Source organism: Rhodobacter viridis, assembly GCF_003217355.1.
GTDB classification, from domain to species: domain Bacteria; phylum Pseudomonadota; class Alphaproteobacteria; order Rhodobacterales; family Rhodobacteraceae; genus Rhodobacter; species Rhodobacter viridis.
In genome coordinates, this window is the sequence record NZ_QJTK01000028.1 from 1 (window position 1) to 16778 (window position 16778).

A 16778-nucleotide genomic window follows, 5' to 3' on the forward strand; every position below is an offset into this window, starting at 1 on the left:
GCCGAAGCCTAGAGTGCGATACGCGCTCGGTCCGCAGTCGCTTGCGCAACCAAACCGCCCGCATATCTCTTCAGATAGCATCAATGTCAAAGAGCAGAGGCAAAAACAAAACCGAACCGCCATTCCCATGGCGCTTCAGGCCGTATCACCTCGATCATCCACCGCATCCCAACAACCACCGTCGCTTCCGCTTCGTCAGTCACCGTTCCGCGTCCCGCTGCAACTACCGTCGCTTCGGTGAGGGGTGTTCTACGGATACCAACCAACCTCCGCAACCCCCTTTTTCGCAAATCCGTCACTTTTCTCGTACCGGCTCAAAAACTGCCTTGTTTCCTTGGAATTTGGCCGCCTGCCCTGCCCGGCTCACGGATCGCGGTGGACAGGACCGAGGGCTGAAACGCCCGACTCGCTGCCCCAACGGGCGCGCACAAGCGGGAATCGGGGGGGACGATCCGGCATCAACCCCGCCCCCGATTCCGGGCTCGGCGTCAGAGGGAGGCCATCGGGGACAGGCAGACCAACTCGAGCGCGGGCGTCAGGGAGCGGTCGCGCGACACCGGAAAAGACCGGCGCCGCGCCAAAGCCACGGCGCAGCCGCGGCCCCGGCGCACGGCGCGATCAATGCATGAACACAGGGCCGGTGCTACCGCGCTCTCTCGAGCAGATGAGGCCGATCGCAGGCTCAGGCTCTTGCTGCAGCGCCAAATTCGGTGCTTGCAAATCGGCTCATGGCGGAGCCGATTTCCTCGGAGAGGCGCAGGATCGTCTCGAGCCGGGTCTTGATCTCGGCATGGAAGAGATCGAGCTGATCGATCGTGGCCGCAAGTCCGCCGCCATTGGCGCGCAAACGACCGCATTCCACCCGGCCCATCACCCGGATCGTGTCGAGACCGAGCATCAGCCGCCGGATTTCCGAACTGGAGCGGGTCAGCTCCTCGGCATGTTCGACCGCGCTTTTCAACGCCCCGCGGCTTTCGGCGCGGGCGGCCTCGCGGGTGCGGGCGAGCCCCTCCCCCTCGGCGATCCAATCGATCCCCTCGACCAGTTCGGCGTGACGGAAGCGGGCGATCATGTCGGCCATCACCCGATCCGCCCCGAGCAGGAACAACGCCCGTGCCGCCTGCCGCGAGACCCGGTCACAAAGGTTGTCGCGCCCGGTGACGAAGCTGCGCAGCCGCTCGGAGATCACCAGCGACGAGGCGCGATAATTTTCCGAAATCGCCGAGACCGGGCCGCCCGCGGGTTCGAGCCGGGACGCGACAAGGCGCATGTTGTTCGGGATCGACTGCAGCGACTCGAAGCTGCGCAACAGCTTGCGCTGCTCGTGGGTCACCTGCTCCAGCGCGACATTCAGCTCGATCAGGCGCAGCGTGCGCGGATCGACCGGACGGTGCATCCGCTGATCGGCGGCTGCGAGTTCCTGCCCCAGCGCGCTGGCCATGAAGGTGGTGTAACTGGTGAAGCCCGCCTCGGTCACGGTGTTCCAGAGCATCTTGGCACTGACGTCCGGATCAAGGTTTTCCGCGCGTTCCTTGGCGCAGAGATCGGCGTAGATCTCCTTCACCTTGTCGAACAGCGGCGTCGAGGGTTTCAGGCGCACCGAGAGATAGCCCCCCTCGATCGGCAGGATCACCGCGAAGACCCAATAGTGGTCACCACTGCGGGCGCGGTTCTTCACATAGGCGCCCATCGGATAGCCATGGCCGAGCGCGTCCCACAGGATGCGAAAGACCGCGCGCGGCGTATCGGGATGGCGGATGATCTTGTGTGGCGCGCCGAGCAACTCGCCCCAGCCATAGCCCGAGACACGCTGGAAGACATCATTGCCCGCCTTGATCACCCCGCGCGGGTCAGTGCGGGAAAAGAAAATCTCATCGAAGCCAAAGTCGACCACGCCTTCGGATTGGCGGGACGGGTCATTGAGCAGGGTCACGGGGCTTCTCCGGATCAGGGTCGAGGAACTCTACCCTCGGGGGAGTTACCGGGATCTTTATATCCATGGGTCGAATGCACTTTTTATCACGGACAGCCCATTTTCCGCGCAACCCGCAAACCGGCGAGCGTCATCGAACCGCAGCGGCGCGATTTCCACCAAGTCCCGCCGAAGAGCATCGTCGTGAAAGGCCTCAGGGTCTGCGTCCGCCCTGATCGGCACCGCCGGTTTCCGGCGCAGCGGCAGCGGCCTGCGGCGCCGGCTCCGGGGCGGAAGGTTCGGCGGGGCTCGCCGCGCTCAGCCGCAATGGGACAGGCGCTCCGAGGCTGCGCAGCTGCGATTGCGTGGCGAAGAGCGCACCACCGCCCAAAAGCACCACCGCAAAGACCGCGATCAGCCGCGCCCGTTGCCCGGCTTCCACGGAAGACCGCCCCCGCCCTGATGCCCGGGCCGTCACGCGCGCGGGCCTCGGCAGGGGCGGCGGCGCAGGCGACACAGCGCGCGGCGGCAAGGGGGGCGGCAGGTGCGACGGGGCTGGGGCGTCGGCCGCCTCGGCCTTCATTTGCTGCAATCTCTTGGTGAAGGGGTCTTCCTTGTGAAATCGCATGGAATGGCACCGAAACTGAGAGGTTTGGCAGAGTCTTTCCGCGAAATGCGGCCAGAATGAGGAAGCATGGGGCGAAAAATGCGCAATTCGCCTCGCCTGCAAGGCGAGCGTCCCGCTGACAGCGCGGATTTTACGGTCAGACCGGCTTCGGCCCCTTCGGCGTCGGGCTGTCCTTGACCCAGGCCGAGGCCGGAGCCGGGCGGCCGAAATAATAGCCCTGCAGGTAATCCGCGCCGATCCGGCGCAGCAACACCGCCTCGGCCTCGTTTTCGACCCCCTCGGCGACGATCGACAGGTCCATCGCGCGGGCCAAACCGACAATCGAGCGGACCATCCGCATCCCCTGCTGCCCATCCTCGATCGAGCGGACAAAGGAGCGGTCGATCTTCAGCCCGTCGAAGGGCATCTGCGTCAGGTAGCCGATCGAGGCGAAGCCGGTGCCGAAATCATCAAGCGCCAGCGTGAACCCGTTGTGGCTGAGCGCGATCAGTTCCTGTTCGATCGTCGCATCGTCGCGCACCACGATCTGCTCTGTCACCTCGACCTCGATCCGCCAGGGCGCGATGCCATGCGACAGCACGATGGCGGTGAATTTCTCGGCAAAGCCGCGGCTCATCAGCTGCGTCGGCGACACGTTGATGCTGACCCGCGCCTTGTCGAGCAGGCACATGTCGGCACAGACGAGATCGAGCAGCTTCCAGCCCAGCGGCAGGATCAGCCCGGTCGCCTCGGCCACCTTGATGAAGCGCTCGGGCGACACCTTGCCAAGCTCGGGCGAGGTCCAGCGCGCCAGCGCCTCGTAACGGGTCGGCCCCGCCCCCGGATTGGCCGGAACGATGGGCTGGTAATGCACCTCGAGCCCATGCCCCTCGATCAGCGCGCGGCGCAGTTCCCTTTCGATCCGCTTGTGATCGATATCCTCGGTCTCCATGCGCTTGTCGTACCGCACGACTTCCAGCGTCTCGCGCAGCTTGGCGGAATACATCGCCCGGTCGGCGCGGCGCAAAAGCTCTTCCTGCTCCATGCCGCGATGATCCTCGAAGGCAAGGCCCTTGGAGGCCAGAACTTCGAAACTGACCCCGTTGCACAGGATCGGATTTTCGGACAGGACATTGATCTGGCTGCATTTATCCGCAACGATCTGCTCCAGATCCGCAGCGGCGGAAAACACCACGAAGAATTCGTCGCCGCCATAGCGGGCCAGGAACGCCGTTTCATCGGCAATCGTGCGCAGGCGCGCGGCAAATTCCACCAGGAAGGCGTCGCCGCCCAGATGGCCGACCGTGTCGTTGATCAACTTGAACCGCACGAGATCAATGGCAAGGACGGCACAATCGATATCGCCGCGGCTGCGCAGGGCATCCAGATGCTCGCGCATGGCAAAACGGTTGGGCAAGCCGGTCAGCGAGTCGCTGCGGGCGCGGTCGAAGGAAATCGCCTCGCGCTCGATCAGCCCGGCGGCCTTGGAGCGCAACAACAGCGCCGCGGAATAGGAGATCACCACGAAGACGACGCTGATCCCCGCCATGATCGGAAACATCTTCCAAAAGAGCAGCGTCCCCGGTCTCGGCGGCGACCAGCGCAGCCAGCCGACCGGACGGCCGTCGACGCCCGTGAGCGAGATCGACACGGTGTCCTCGGGCGGGCTCATCGTCACGCCAAGCCCGGCAATCGAGAATTCGCTTTCCATGTCGCGCAGGCGCTGCGGCGCCAGCACCTTGCCGATCGTCGCAATCGCCGCCGAACCCGGCATCACTTTCGCCAGCACCTCCGGGTTCTCGGGCAGCAGATACGAACTCGCAAACATCACCGGCACGCCGGCGCGCATCTCGAAATAGGCGTGCGTTTCGCGATGCGTGGGATCAAGCGCCGGGACAACCTCGCGCAGCACCTGACGCGTGCGGTCGGTCAGGAACCCCGCTTGCGGCGTCAGCCCCTCGCCCTCGTGCCAGGAGAGCGGCGCGACGAAGGGGCCGTCGAAGACCTCGGCATATTGAAACACTTCGCCCCGGTGGGCGGTGATGCCATAGTTCGAGGCCAGCCGATCGATCGCCAGATCCTCGGCATCGACGTAAAGATCGGTCCAGTTGTGATAGTCGCTGGCCAGCAACGAGACCTGGTCGAGCAGATTGTGCACCCGACCAGCGACTCGTTTCGTCGATTCCTCGGCCGCGCTCCGGTCCATCGTCCCGCGTACGGACACGAGCGACATCCAGAGCACGGCCAGCACCGCAAGCAGAACCGCGGTCACAAGGACCACGATCTGCCGCGGCAGGGTATTTCCGCTCATCAGGCCGCTGCCTCCAGCAGCGGCTGCAGGGCATTTTCGAAGCCGAGCACATGGACCTGCCCGTAGTCGCAGGTCAGCTCGGTTCCGACAGCCATGTCCCGCGCGGCGATCATCTCTTCGCCGCGATCGATCAGGCTCGGGTCCTTGCTGTGGTTCATGAACATGTCTCCATCATTGCCAAGCCGGAAGATCCCGAGATGCGGGATATATTCTGCGTGATGAAGGACTGTTTGCGCCAAATCTTCCGGAAATTTTTGCAGCGCAGCCACGGGAATGTCCACATCAAACATCGGATCGTAGCGCCAGACCGTGTCCCCGGCGCGGATCGGAACCTGGGTGAAAACGCCAAGTCCGTGGATTTTGCTGCGGGTGACATAGTGCTTTACAAGAAACATCGCGAGTCTCTGGGTTGTTGGGGTTTGGTCGTCACATCAGGCGTCGGCCTGCATCATCACGACGGCGAAGAGCGCGGCGGCGAGGCCGGCGACCTGACGCGTCGAGAGGGTTTCTCCGAAGAAGACGATACCCACGCCGGTGAGCAGCAGGATGGTCGCAGAACTGTAGAGGACGGCGATCTGCGCCAGGCTCTGGCTCTGCATCAGCCACATCCATCCCAGCGCCGTCAGCGCGTAAAGCGCCGCCCCCCCGAACAACCAGGGCGAGGTATGGGGCGAGGCGCGCAGCGAGGCATATTTGAGCGCGTAATCGCCAAGGATTGTCAGAACGACAATTCCCGCCAGAATGAGATAGGATCGCATCGAGCAGCACTCCTGATATCGTTGCCTATCGAAGAATGGGCACACGTTAAGGTTAAGATGCTTGTCGAAACATAAACGCCAAGGCGATGAAACCTGTAAAATTAACCATACTATTCGCTGGTCAGATCCGGGCACGCCGCCGCGACTCGGCGCTTGTCCCGCAGCTTTTCCAGTGGGTTGCGGGGTGTTCTTCGCGCGTGACACGCTGATCCCCGGGGCCCCCGGCCCGGCGCGCGCCGCCGTAGTATCTGGCTAACACCACAGCTGCGCCGGATTGCCTCATGCTGGGCCTCAGCCACAGCAAAGGGAGGATGCACGATGGCGAAGATCCTGATGATTACCGGTGATTTCACCGAGGATTACGAGACGATGGTGCCGTTTCAGACGCTTCTGGCCTGCGATCACAGCGTCGATGCGGTCTGCCCCGGCAAGGCGGCGGGCGATAGGGTGAAGACGGCGATTCATGACTTCGAGGGCGATCAGACCTATTCCGAAAAGCCCGGTCACAATTTCGCGCTCAATGCCGATTTCGCGGCGGTCAAGGCCGAAAGCTACGATGCGCTGGTGATCCCCGGCGGGCGGGCGCCGGAGTATCTGCGACTCAACCCCGAGGTGCTGGCGATGGTCCGGCACTTCTTCGATGCGGCGAAACCGGTCGCCGCGATCTGCCACGGGGCGCAGCTTCTGGCCGCGGCCGGCGTGCTGACCGGGCGGACCTGCTCGGCCTATCCGGCCTGTTCCTATGAGGTGACCGCCTCGGGCGGCACATACGCGGAAATTGCGGTGACAGAGGCGGTGACCGATGGCAATCTGGTGACTGCGCCCGCCTGGCCCGCGCATCCCGCGTGGCTCAAGCAGTTCATGGCGCTGTTGTAACATCAACGGGAAGGGAGGCCCCGCGATGTGTGAACTCTTCATCAAGGCCGATGCGGGTCAGTGGCAAAGCCGCACCCACAGCCTGCGCATCGACGGGGTCGCCACCTCGATCCGGATCGAGACCCATTTCTGGGACACGCTGACCGAAATCGGGCAACGCGACGGCATGACCACCGCGCAGTTGATCACCAAGCTCTGGCACGAGGCGATGGATGCCGATCATGATCTGGGCAATTTCACCTCGTTCCTGCGGGTCTGCTGCGCGCGCTATCACGCGCTGATCGCCGCGGGCGAGATTTCGTCCGACCGTCGGGTGCCGATTTCGGCGCATCCGGCGCGCGCGATCCTGACGCGCGAGGCCGAACGGCGCGGCGCGGTGCTGAACTGAGCGGGCGGGCTCAGTCCCGCCAGCCCCAGTCCTCGGCCAGTTGCAAACAGGCCTCGGCCCGGTCGATCGTCTCGTAGGTGCCGGGCGCGCGCAGGCAAGCGGCCGAGGTCGCATGGCCCATGCGCAGACAGTCGCGCGGCGCCCAGCCGCGATGGCGACCGTAAAAGAAGCCCGCCGCGAAGGCATCGCCCGCGCCATTCGCGCCCTTGTTCGCCCCCGGCGGCACCTTGACCGAAGGGCAGCGGATCGGCGCGGCCCCGCGTTCAACCAGCACCGCGCCAAGGGTGAAATGCACCGCGACAAGCGCCATCGCCCCCTGCCCCAGCACGATTTCGGCGGCGCGTTCGACCGCGTCCCAATCGGTCACGCCCGCCTGCACCGTCTTGATCCCCGCCAGCGCGCCGATCTCGAAATCGTTGCACACGAGCGTCGTCAGATGCGGCAGACAGGGCAGGATCGCGGCGCGCAGCGCCTCGGCCCCGGTCGAGACGAGTTCAAGGTTGGTTTCCAGCCCCGCCGCCCGCGCGCGCTTGAGCACCGCGACCCAGCCGTTCGGCGCGTCTCCCCAGGGCGCATCCATCGCCGGATGGATGCCCGGCAGACCCAGATGCAGAAATCGCGCCCGCGTGGTGGAAAAGTCGAAATGATCGGGCGTCAGCAAGGGCGCCGTGCCCGGAAACAGGATATGCGTGCGCCGCCCCGTCGCCGCCGAGTGATAGGCATCGGTGATCTGCGTCCGCGCCTGATCGGTGCGGGCAAAGCCCGCGGGATCGATGCCGAACCGCGCGGCTTCCGCGATCAGGAAATCCCCCTCGGCATCCGCGCCGACGAGCGTCTGCACCGCGACCGGCACCGACGGATCAAGCCGCAGCATGTCGATGGCGAAATTGCACGCCGAGCCGCCACCCGACAGCGCAACCGCCCGCGCCGTCGCCGCCATGTCCTCCTGTGGCCAAGCATCGACGGCGATGTTGCGGTCCAGAACGAAGGTCCCGGCGGTCAGAAAGCCCGAACGCGGCATCGTCGCCTCACATGTTGGGTTTCAAAACGGCGTCGGTGACCTCGAGATCCTCGGGCAAGGACCGGAACGGCGCGATCCCGGCGGCGGCCAGATCGGCGTGATAGGCGCGCGTGCCCTCGTCCGAGCCGATACCCTCTTCGATCACCCGGCGCATCGCCCTCAGCATCAGCACGCTGTCCTCGGCGTGATAGATCTTGCGCCCGAAGAGCGCGACGCGGGCGCCGTATTTCTCCGCCTGACGGACCAGTTCAAGGCAATCGCGCGTCGTGCCCGCGCCGCCGCCCAGAATGCCGAAGACGAGGTTTTCGGGATCATAAGCGGCGATTTCCTCGGTCGCGGCGGGGCCGTTGTAGGTCGCCTTGAGGAAGATCGGCCGGTCGAGCCGCGACACTCCCGCCAGAATCCGCGCGATCATGTCGTTGTTGTAGCGCGCAAAATCGCCAGTCGAGGTGGTGACGGGCGTCATCGGGTTGAAGACTTCGAGGAAGTGACGCATCCCCGCCGCGGTCGCCTCGTCGCGAAAGCGCGCATATTCGCCCAGCGTGTGATGATCGCGCGCAAGGTCGTTGTAGAAGGTGACCGCATAAAGCCCAAGATCAGCAACGGCTCTCGCCCGATCGAGCCGCGCGGTCCGAAACGGCAGCGCCGGGCTTTGCGCGTAGCTCGCCCCGCGCGGGTGCCAAATGTCGGACGTATCATTGAGCCGCACCGCCGGGGTCACACCGGTCTCGGCAAATACGCCCTTGCGCGTCAGCACTTCGGCCGAGGAGAGCGACATCAGCATGATGTCAGCAAGGTTCGAGGCGGTGACCCGGGCCATGTCCTCGCGATAGGCGGCGAGCGGCCTCATCCGCCCGTCCGCCGCCTTGCCCGGCGCGGCACAGCCAAAGGCCATGTCGCCATCCTTGGCATCGGCAATGATGAAATCCGCGGGACGATAAAGCCCGCCACGGATCCGTGCGAGTTTCTGGTCGAGGGTCTTGGTCATGGGGTTTCCTTCGGGTCCGAGTCGAGACCTGCGCGAAGGTTAGCGCCATCATCGGACTGAGGGAACCGGGGAAGCAGGTGCTTCAATCCGTTTTTCAATCGGCGAAAATGCATGCACGTGCCAAGTCGGAGACCCAAAATAGAAATTCGGTATCAGCGGCGCACAGCGCAGCCCATCACGGAAAAACTAGCCCAGCTGCGCAAGTCCACGGAGCCATTGCATCGCCGATTTCAGGGGTTCTGAATCGTAATCGTGCATTTTTTTGGGCGTGCGCGCCATACAAAATCCGTCGCCGTGCAGAAGGTGAGCTGGATTGGTGCTTTGGAAAATCCGATTACCTTTGAATGCCGCATCTCTCGCGTCTGATGAAAACGCCCAGTGCTCGGGCAGAAAGCCGGGATTACCGTTCTTGCCTACGGAAGCGATCGACTCCCATGCTACGATGATCCGAAAAAAGGTTTCGTCAAACCGATGGATGTCGCCCTCATAGGTCACGAAGTCCAGCAATCTGTACCGAGAGTTGGGGGCCCCGTATTGATCGATCTGCGCTATGAACCCCATCGGGTCAGATTGTGTTCCCCGGATAAGTTTGTGTGGCTCAACCGTTGAGAAGGGCTCTGTGAGCGAAGGCCTTGGCCCGAGAGCCTCAAGTTTGGCGCTCATCTTGGCGATGTGGTGACTATCTTTTTTCACCTCCACATTGGCAGAGATCAACGAGGCTTTGAGCAGTTTCTCAAGCGCCTGTGACGCGCTCCAGTAGTATTGGCGTTTCAATCCGTTCAGATATGCCCAACGCGCGACCACGTAATCCTCGATCGCGGGAACCGCAAAGAGGTCGACGACGAGGCTAGCTTTTGCGGCGTCGACAACGCTCTCGATCAATACGCTCCCCCCCAGCGGGATCACACATCCAGCTCCTCAACGAACCGCGCGTTCTCGGTGATATACTGGAACCGCAGCTCGGGCTTTTTCCCCATCAGCCGCTCGACCAGATCATCGGTCTCGCCCGCGAATTCGTCGTCGATGGTGACCCGGATCAGCTTGCGCGTCGCCGGGTTCATCGTCGTGTCCTTCAGATCCTTGGCGTCCATCTCGCCCAGACCCTTGAAGCGCTGCACGTCGATCTTGCCGCGTCCGCCCAAGCCCTTGGCCATCCAGACTTCCTTCTCGGCATCATCGGCGACATAGATCCGCTTCGCCCCCTGCGTGAGGCGGTAAAGCGGCGGACAGGCGAGATAGAGGTGCCCCTTGTCGATCAGCCCGCGCATCTGGGTGAAAAAGAAGGTCATCAGAAGCGAGGCGATATGCGCGCCGTCGACGTCCGCATCGGTCATGATGATGATCTTGTCATAGCGCAGATCATCAACGCGGAACTTGGTGCCCAGCCCCACGCCCAAAGCCTGCGCCAGATCGTTGATCTCCTGGTTCTGGCCCAGCTTGGAACTTGCGGCGCCAAGCACGTTCAGGATCTTGCCCCGCAAGGGCAGCAGAGCCTGCATGGTGCGGTCGCGCGCCATCTTCGCCGAGCCACCGGCCGAGTCGCCTTCGACGATGAAGAGCTCCGTCCCCTCTCGGTTCGTGGCCGAACAATCGACAAGTTTCCCGGGCAGACGCAGCTTCTTCGTCGCCGACTTGCGCGAGGTTTCCTTTTCCGCCTTGCGCCGCAGCCGCTCCTCGGCCCGCAGCACGAGGAAATCGAGGATCGCCCCCGCCGCCTTGGTATCGGTGGTCAGCCAGGTGTCGAAATAATCCCGCACCGCATTTTCAACCCAGCGCGCGGCTTCCTCGGTCGAAAGCCGGTCCTTGGTTTGGCCGACGAAAGACGGCTCGCGGATGAAGATCGAGATCAGCGCGCAGCCGCCCGTCAGCATGTCCTCGCGGGTGATCTGCGCCGCCTTCTTGTTGTTGATCCGCTCGCCATAGGCGCGGATTCCTTTCAGGATCGCGGCCCAGAAGCCTGCCTCATGGGTGCCGCCCTCGGGGGTGGGCACGGTGTTGCAATAGCTGTGGAGGAAGCCGTCACGCACCGGGGTCCAGTTGATCGCCCATTCGACCGACCCGGGGATGTTGTATTTCTCCTCGAAACTCACCCGCCCCGCAAAGGGCTTGTCGGAATAGGTCGAGGCCCCGGTCAGGGCTTCGCCCAGATAATCGGCGAGGCCATTCGGGAAATGGAAGGTCGCTTCGGTGGGCGTGTCGCCATCGGCAATCGCGGTCTTCCAGCGGATTTCGACGCCCGAAAACAGGTACGCCTTCGAGCGCGTCATCTTGAACAGCCGCGCCGGTTTCAGGCTGAGCGAGCCGAAAATCTCCGGATCGGGGTGAAAGGTCACCATCGTGCCGCGCCGATTGGGCGCCGCACCCAGCTTCTCGACCGGGCCCTGCGGCACCCCGCGCGAGAACCGCTGCTCGTAAAGCTCCTTGTTGCGCGCGACCTGCACCACCATCAGGTCCGAGAGAGCGTTCACCACCGACGAGCCCACCCCGTTCAACCCCCCCGAGGTCGAATAGGCCTTGTTCGAGAACTTGCCCCCCGCATGCAGTGTGCACAGGATCACTTCCAGCGCCGACTTGCCGGGGAACTTCGGATGCGGATCGACGGGAATCCCGCGGCCATTGTCGCGCACGGTGACCGAGCCATCGGAATTCACCTCGACCTCGATCCGGTTCGCGTGCCCTGCCACCGCCTCGTCCATGGCGTTGTCGAGAATCTCGGCCACCATGTGGTGCAGCGCGCGCTCGTCCGTGCCGCCGATATACATGCCCGGCCGCTTGCGCACCGGCTCCAGCCCTTCGAGCACCTCGATCGAGGAGGCGTCATAAGTCTCGGTCTGGGTCGAAGACAGAAGATCGCCGGACATGGTGCTCGCTTTCATTGGTGTTCTTGAGATGCAGAGATACCGCAGCTTGGGGGGCCGGGGCAAGCAGGGGGCGCTGCCCCCGTCCCTGCGGGACACCCCCGGGATATTTGAGGCAAGATAAAGAGGCATGATTTATCTTGCCCGAAATATCCCGGGGGGTGAATGGCGCAGCCAGAGGGGGGCAGCGCCCCCCTTTCGCGGGCGGCCGCGACGCGCGCCGCACCGCGTCGTGCCCCTTTGTCATTCTGTCGCACCCATGTCATAAGCTGGCCGCATCGATGTCCGAACCGTTCCGAAAGGCCGCCCCATGACCCGCATTCTCCAGTCGCTCGCCGAAATCTCCGCCCGCTACGACGTGCTGCTGTGCGATCTCTGGGGCTGCGTGCACAATGGCGTCGCCCCCTTCCCCGCCGCCGTCGCCGCGCTTCAAGGCTTCCGCGGTCAGGGCGGCCGGGTGATCCTGATCACCAACGCGCCGCGCCCGGCCCGCTTCGTCGCCGAAGGGCTCGACCGGATGGGCGTTCCGCGCGAGGCCTGGGATGCCATCGTCACCTCGGGCGACGCGGCGCAGGATGCGATGTTCGCGGGCGCGGTCGGGCGCAAGCTCTGGCACCTCGGGCCGCACAAGGACGACGGCTTTTTCACCGAGATCCCGAAGGAATGGGAAGGCCGCACCCATGTCGAGCTGGTCCCCTTCGATCAGGCCGAGGGCATCGTCTGCACCGGCCCCTTCGACGAACTGAATGAAGTCCCCGAAGACTACCGCCCCCGTTTCCTTGAAGCCAAGACCCGCGGCCTGCCGATGCTCTGCGCCAACCCCGATGTCGTCGTCGACATGGGCGAAACCCGGATCTACTGCGCCGGCGCCTTGGCCGCGCTTTACGAGGAAATGGGTGGGCGCACGATGTATTTCGGCAAGCCGCATCCGCCGATCTATGACATGGCGCGGCGGCGCATGGCGGAGTTCGGCCTCGCCGATGACAGCCGGGTGCTGGCGATCGGCGACGGCATCAACACCGATGTTGCGGGCGCGATCGGCGAGAACCTCGACGTGCTCTTCGTCTCGGGCGGGCTCGCCGCCGAGCAATTCGGCCCCGATGTCGACAATCCGAACCGGGACCTGCTCAGGGGCTGGCTTGGCGCGCGTCAGCAGGAACCGCAATACACCATCGGCCGTCTGCGCTGAAACCACCTCGCAACTATCTTGCGTTCGACCTTCGTCTTGGGTTCATAAGTTTCGCTGCGCTTGCATGGTGAGCATCGCCATGCTATGCCGCGGCGCAACATGACCCCAAGCCGGAGCGCCTCTCATGACCGACCCCATCGTCCGCGGCACGATCTGCATCAATGAGCTCGAGGTCGGCATGATGCGCAGCCTGACCAAGGAAATCACCGACCGCGACATCGAGCTCTTTGCCGAGGTCTCGACCGACTGCAACCCGGTGCATCTGGATGACGAGTTTGCCAAAGGGACGATGTTCAAGGGCCGGATCGCGCATGGGATGCTCTCGGCCGGGCTGATCTCGGCGGTGATCGGCGAGCAGCTGCCGGGCCACGGCACGATTTACATGGGCCAGTCGCTGAAATTCCGCGCCCCGGTCCGCCCGGGGGACGTCGTCACGGCCGAAGTCACGGTTGCGTCGATCGACCCGGTGAAGCGTCGCGTGACCCTTGAAACCCGCTGCCGCGTGGGCGATACGGTGGTGATCGAGGGCGAAGCGCAGGTTCTGGCGCCCGCCTGCAAGAGCTGACACGACCGGCGGCCTCGCCGGAGGCGGGGACGAGACCGGGAATGCAGACCTATACCCATTGGACGGGGCTCTCGCCCGAGGCGCATGGCGCCTCGGTGGCGATGGGCAATTTCGACGGGGTGCATCTGGGGCATCAATCGGTGATCGATCTGGCGCGCGGTCGCGAGCCCTTGGGCATCATCACCTTTGAACCCCATCCGCGCGAAGTCTTTGCCCCGGACGCCGCGCCCTTCCGGCTGATGAATGCCGAAGCCCGCGAACATCGGCTGGCGAAACTCGGCGTCGAGCGGCTTTACGAGCTGCCCTTCAACCGCGACCTGGCGGGGATGGACCCGGAAACCTTCGCCCGCGAAGTTCTGGCCGAGGGGCTGGGCGTCGCCCATGTCACCGTCGGCGGCGATTTCCGCTTCGGCAAGGGCCGCGCCGCGGGCACGACCGAGTTGATCGCGCTTGGCCGCGCGCTTGGCTTTGACGTCACGGTGGCGCCGCTGCTGCATATCGACGGGATCGAGGTCTCCTCGACCAACATCCGCAAGGCGCTGGCCGAAGGGCGGGTGCGCGATGCGGCGAAGATGCTCGGTCACCTGCACCGGATCGAGGGCGAGGTGATGCACGGCGACAAGCGCGGCCGCGACCTTGGCTTTCCGACCGCCAACATGTCGGTGGCGCGGCTGCATCTGCCGAAGCTCGGCGTCTATGCGGTCAAGGTCGATGTGCTCACCGGCCCGCAGGCGGGCGCCTATCTGGGCGCGGCCAGCCTTGGCGTGCGGCCGATGTTTGGCGAAAACGCGCCGAATCTGGAAACTTTCCTCTTCGATTTCGAGGGTGATCTTTACGGCCAGCACCTCTCGGTGGCGCTGGTCGACTATCTGCGCCCCGAGATGAAGTTCGACAGCCTGCCCGCCCTGATGAAACAGATGGCGGTCGATTGCGAAACCGCGCGCGAAATCCTGCGCTCTGCGTGATGTGACTATGAAAATGCCCCGATCCGAGTCATCTTTTGCGCGATGAGTAGTAATCTGCGCCCCCTGTTCTGGACCTTGCCGCTGGCCAAGCTGACCCCCGCCGAATGGGAGGCCTTGTGCGATGGCTGCGGCAAATGCTGCCTCAACAAGCTCGAATACGAAGACACCGGCGAGCTGGAATTCACCCGGGTCGCCTGTCGGCTGCTCGACGGCGACAGCTGCCGCTGCCGCAACTACGAGATCCGGCATCAATTCGTGCCCGAATGCGTGCGGCTGACGCCGAAATCGCTGAAGAAAAGCGTCTACTGGATGCCCGTGACCTGCGCCTATCGGCTGCGCTACGAGGGCAAGCCGCTCGAGCCCTGGCACTATCTGATTTCCGGCGATCCCGAGACGGTGCATGGCGCCCGTCAGTCGGTGCGCGGATGGACCGTCTCCGAGGCAGAGGTGCCCGAGGAAGACTGGCAGGACTATATCATCGAGGACCTCTGAATGCATTTTGCCTCTGACAACACCGCGGGCGTCGCGCCCGAGATCATGGCTGCGCTGGCGGCGGCGAATGCGGGTCATCTGGCCTCGTATGGGGCCGATCCGCTGACCGGGGCGGTGGTCGAACATCTGCGCGAGATCTTCGAGGCGCCGCGGGCTGCGGTCTATCTGGTGGCGACGGGGACGGCGGCGAATGCGCTGTCCTGTGCGGTGCTGACCCAGCCCTGGGGGGCGATCTTCTGCCACCGCAACGCCCATATCGAGGAAGACGAATGCGGCGCGCCCGAATTCTACACCGGCGGGTCGAAGCTGGTTCTGGTGGACGGCCCGCATGCGAAGATGGAGCCGGCCGGTCTGCGCGCGGCCATTGCCCATACCGCGCGGGCCGGGGTGCATAACGTGCAGCGCGGCATGGTCTCGCTGACGAATGCGACCGAGGCCGGGACGATCTACACCCCCGCCGAAGTGGCGGCGCTGACGGCGGTCGCGCGCGAATTCAAGCTGCCCGTGCACATGGACGGCGCGCGGTTTGCCAATGCGCTCGTCACCCTGGGCTGCAGGCCCGCCGAGGTGACCTGGAAAGCCGGGATCGACGTGCTGAGCTTTGGCGGCACCAAGAACGGCTGCATGGGGGTCGAGGCGGTGATCATCTTCGATCCCGCCCGCGCCTGGGAATTCGAGCTGCGCCGCAAGCGCGGCGGGCATCTCTTCTCGAAGCACCGCTTCCTTGCGGCGCAGATGGCGGCCTATCTGGACGGCGATCTGTGGCTGCACCTCGCCCGGCACGCGAATGCGATGGCCACGCGGCTCGCGGGCGGCATTGCGGCGGTGTCTGGAGCATCGCTGACGCATCCGACGCAGGCGAACGAGGTCTTCGCCGCCTTCCCCCGCGCCGCGCATCGCGCGGCTCATGCAGCGGGGGCGTCCTATTATCTCTGGCCCTTCGACCAGTCGCTTGACGGCCCGGGCGAGACGCCCCTGGCCGCGCGGATGGTCACCACCTGGGACACGACCGAGGCCGAAATCGACACCTTCCTCGCGCATCTGCGCTGAGCGGCGAGGGTCGGATGGGGCAGCCCCCTGCCCCATTCCGGCGCTTGACCGTTCCTCCCATCTTGCCTAGAGCTTTGCGCATGCTACGGGCCTGTAGCTCAATGGTTAGAGCCGGGCGCTCATAACGCCTTGGTTGGGGGTTCGAGTCCCTCCGGGCCTACCAGAGCATCCCTTTGATCTCAAAGAATAACCTTCATTTTCTGATCCTTGCGCCATTTTTGGTCCCAGAGTTGGTGCCAGAATCGGGGTGCAAGATGGCTGGGAAGCTTCGGTATTGGAAAGAGAAGGATGGCCGCTTCTGGGCACGAATCTCTGTTCCCGAAAGGCTGCAACCGTATCTTGACCAACCCCGGTGCGAACTTTCTGAACCGCTCGGCGGTGATCGTCGCACCGCCTTGCGCCTATCCGGCAGCGGTTGCGCGCCTTCAACACGTAATCGCCGTCGCTCAAAGCAGGGCCGACGCCGCAGCCCAAGACTTCAAAGCCTCAATCTCGCCCCGTCCGACGATCACCCTGGCCGACTTCGGCCACGCGGTTTGGCAACGTTATTCAGCCGCTCTGGAAGCTGACGATGCTGCGCGGGCTTCATATCCACGCGCAGACGAGATCGAAGCCGAACGTGAAAAGCTCACGCGGAAAGCGGCAGCTGGCGAGATCGGCAATGAACCGTCCGATATTCTCGACGCATCGCTCGACTTCCTGCTGCTGTGACCCCCGATAACTCGTCCATCTGATGCTAGAGTCCGTCCCAATGAGAGGACCGGACATGAAGAGATCGAAGTTCACCGAAGAGCAGAT

At 64.2% G+C, this 16778-nt stretch carries 17 protein-coding genes and 1 tRNA gene; 9 read left to right on the top strand and 9 right to left on the bottom strand.

The genetic code is table 11. The features are described 5' to 3' along the window. Window positions 1-682: 682 nt before the first annotated feature. The 5 genes from C8J30_RS17555 to C8J30_RS17575 form a co-directional block, all read right to left on the bottom strand. Window positions 683-1933 carry a PAS domain-containing protein gene (locus tag C8J30_RS17555; protein ID WP_110807342.1) on the bottom strand — a complete coding sequence of 417 codons (1251 nt, stop codon included), beginning with the start codon at window positions 1931-1933 and terminating at the stop codon, window positions 683-685. A gap of 193 nt (window positions 1934-2126) precedes the next feature. Beyond that, window positions 2127-2354: a hypothetical protein gene (locus tag C8J30_RS17560; RefSeq protein WP_110807344.1), complete on the bottom strand. Its 228-nt coding sequence runs from the start codon at window positions 2352-2354 to the stop codon at window positions 2127-2129. 322 nt (window positions 2355-2676) lie between these two features. Continuing rightward, window positions 2677-4830, bottom strand: coding sequence for a putative bifunctional diguanylate cyclase/phosphodiesterase (locus C8J30_RS17565; RefSeq protein WP_110807345.1), 2154 nt, complete (start codon window positions 4828-4830; stop codon window positions 2677-2679). After that, the gene (locus C8J30_RS17570; RefSeq protein WP_110807347.1) at window positions 4830-5225 is read right to left on the bottom strand and encodes an SET domain-containing protein; all 396 of its coding nucleotides are present in this window, start codon (window positions 5223-5225) and stop codon (window positions 4830-4832) included. The genes C8J30_RS17565 and C8J30_RS17570 overlap by 1 nt, the downstream gene beginning before the upstream one ends. 36 nt (window positions 5226-5261) lie before the next feature. Then, the gene (locus C8J30_RS17575) at window positions 5262-5588 is read right to left on the bottom strand and encodes a transporter (RefSeq protein ID WP_110807349.1); all 327 of its coding nucleotides are present in this window, start codon (window positions 5586-5588) and stop codon (window positions 5262-5264) included. A gap of 318 nt (window positions 5589-5906) precedes the next feature. Between C8J30_RS17575 and C8J30_RS17580 the strand changes: the two genes are divergently transcribed. Then, entirely contained in the window at window positions 5907-6464 is a 558-nt protein-coding gene (locus C8J30_RS17580) for a DJ-1/PfpI family protein (protein ID WP_110807351.1), read from the top strand. A gap of 25 nt (window positions 6465-6489) precedes the next feature. Beyond that, complete coding sequence (locus C8J30_RS17585; protein WP_110807353.1) at window positions 6490-6852, top strand: ribbon-helix-helix domain-containing protein; 363 nt, start codon at window positions 6490-6492, stop codon at window positions 6850-6852. A 10-nt stretch (window positions 6853-6862) separates the two neighbouring features. Here C8J30_RS17585 and C8J30_RS17590 read toward each other — a convergent pair whose 3' ends face one another. The 4 genes from C8J30_RS17590 to parE all read right to left on the bottom strand — a co-directional run bounded on the left by C8J30_RS17590 (window position 6863) and on the right by parE (window position 11722). Then, complete coding sequence (locus C8J30_RS17590; protein ID WP_110807355.1) at window positions 6863-7873, bottom strand: carbohydrate kinase family protein; 1011 nt, start codon at window positions 7871-7873, stop codon at window positions 6863-6865. Window positions 7874-7880: 7 nt separating this feature from the next. Next, the gene (locus tag C8J30_RS17595) at window positions 7881-8861 is read right to left on the bottom strand and encodes a hypothetical protein (RefSeq protein WP_110807357.1); all 981 of its coding nucleotides are present in this window, start codon (window positions 8859-8861) and stop codon (window positions 7881-7883) included. 186 nt (window positions 8862-9047) lie between these two features. Then, window positions 9048-9743, bottom strand: a complete 696-nt coding sequence (locus C8J30_RS17600; RefSeq protein WP_146227959.1) for a HEPN domain-containing protein — start codon at window positions 9741-9743, stop codon at window positions 9048-9050. Between the two features lie 20 nt (window positions 9744-9763). Further along, window positions 9764-11722, bottom strand: coding sequence for a DNA topoisomerase IV subunit B (parE, locus tag C8J30_RS17605; RefSeq protein ID WP_110807373.1), 1959 nt, complete (start codon window positions 11720-11722; stop codon window positions 9764-9766). A 307-nt stretch (window positions 11723-12029) separates the two neighbouring features. Here parE and C8J30_RS17610 point away from each other — a divergent pair, with 307 nt between their 5' ends. The 7 genes from C8J30_RS17610 to C8J30_RS17640 all read left to right on the top strand — a co-directional run bounded on the left by C8J30_RS17610 (window position 12030) and on the right by C8J30_RS17640 (window position 16691). Next, on the top strand, window positions 12030-12908 hold the full coding sequence (locus tag C8J30_RS17610; RefSeq protein WP_110807361.1) for a TIGR01459 family HAD-type hydrolase: 879 nt from the start codon (window positions 12030-12032) through the stop codon (window positions 12906-12908). A 124-nt stretch (window positions 12909-13032) separates the two neighbouring features. Further along, entirely contained in the window at window positions 13033-13473 is a 441-nt protein-coding gene (locus C8J30_RS17615; RefSeq protein WP_110807363.1) for a MaoC family dehydratase, read from the top strand. Window positions 13474-13514: 41 nt separating this feature from the next. Further along, window positions 13515-14438, top strand: coding sequence for a bifunctional riboflavin kinase/FAD synthetase (locus C8J30_RS17620; protein ID WP_110807365.1), 924 nt, complete (start codon window positions 13515-13517; stop codon window positions 14436-14438). Window positions 14439-14480: 42 nt separating this feature from the next. Continuing rightward, entirely contained in the window at window positions 14481-14930 is a 450-nt protein-coding gene (locus tag C8J30_RS17625; RefSeq protein WP_110807367.1) for a YcgN family cysteine cluster protein, read from the top strand. Further along, complete coding sequence (locus C8J30_RS17630) at window positions 14931-15980, top strand: threonine aldolase family protein (RefSeq protein WP_110807369.1); 1050 nt, start codon at window positions 14931-14933, stop codon at window positions 15978-15980. An 87-nt stretch (window positions 15981-16067) separates the two neighbouring features. Then, window positions 16068-16143, top strand: a tRNA-Ile gene (locus C8J30_RS17635). Window positions 16144-16268: 125 nt separating this feature from the next. Next, window positions 16269-16691: a hypothetical protein gene (locus C8J30_RS17640; RefSeq protein ID WP_110807371.1), complete on the top strand. Its 423-nt coding sequence runs from the start codon at window positions 16269-16271 to the stop codon at window positions 16689-16691. Window positions 16692-16778 lie beyond the last annotated feature (87 nt).

Excerpts from the sequence above, each read along its gene's own strand:
- C8J30_RS17565 (WP_110807345.1), bottom strand. The coding sequence starts at position 4,830 with ATGAGCGGAAATACCCTGCCGCGGCAGATCGTGGTCCTTGTGACCGCG.
- C8J30_RS17570 (WP_110807347.1), bottom strand. The coding sequence starts at position 5,225 with ATGTTTCTTGTAAAGCACTATGTCACCCGCAGCAAAATCCACGGACTT.
- C8J30_RS17575 (WP_110807349.1), bottom strand. The coding sequence starts at position 5,588 with ATGCGATCCTATCTCATTCTGGCGGGAATTGTCGTTCTGACAATCCTT.
- C8J30_RS17580 (WP_110807351.1), top strand. The coding sequence starts at position 5,907 with ATGGCGAAGATCCTGATGATTACCGGTGATTTCACCGAGGATTACGAG.
- C8J30_RS17585 (WP_110807353.1), top strand. The coding sequence starts at position 6,490 with ATGTGTGAACTCTTCATCAAGGCCGATGCGGGTCAGTGGCAAAGCCGC.
- C8J30_RS17590 (WP_110807355.1), bottom strand. The coding sequence starts at position 7,873 with ATGCCGCGTTCGGGCTTTCTGACCGCCGGGACCTTCGTTCTGGACCGC.
- C8J30_RS17595 (WP_110807357.1), bottom strand. The coding sequence starts at position 8,861 with ATGACCAAGACCCTCGACCAGAAACTCGCACGGATCCGTGGCGGGCTT.
- parE (WP_110807373.1), bottom strand. The coding sequence starts at position 11,722 with ATGTCCGGCGATCTTCTGTCTTCGACCCAGACCGAGACTTATGACGCC.
- C8J30_RS17610 (WP_110807361.1), top strand. The coding sequence starts at position 12,030 with ATGACCCGCATTCTCCAGTCGCTCGCCGAAATCTCCGCCCGCTACGAC.
- C8J30_RS17615 (WP_110807363.1), top strand. The coding sequence starts at position 13,033 with ATGACCGACCCCATCGTCCGCGGCACGATCTGCATCAATGAGCTCGAG.
- C8J30_RS17620 (WP_110807365.1), top strand. The coding sequence starts at position 13,515 with ATGCAGACCTATACCCATTGGACGGGGCTCTCGCCCGAGGCGCATGGC.
- C8J30_RS17625 (WP_110807367.1), top strand. The coding sequence starts at position 14,481 with ATGAGTAGTAATCTGCGCCCCCTGTTCTGGACCTTGCCGCTGGCCAAG.
- C8J30_RS17630 (WP_110807369.1), top strand. The coding sequence starts at position 14,931 with ATGCATTTTGCCTCTGACAACACCGCGGGCGTCGCGCCCGAGATCATG.
- C8J30_RS17640 (WP_110807371.1), top strand. The coding sequence starts at position 16,269 with ATGGCCGCTTCTGGGCACGAATCTCTGTTCCCGAAAGGCTGCAACCGT.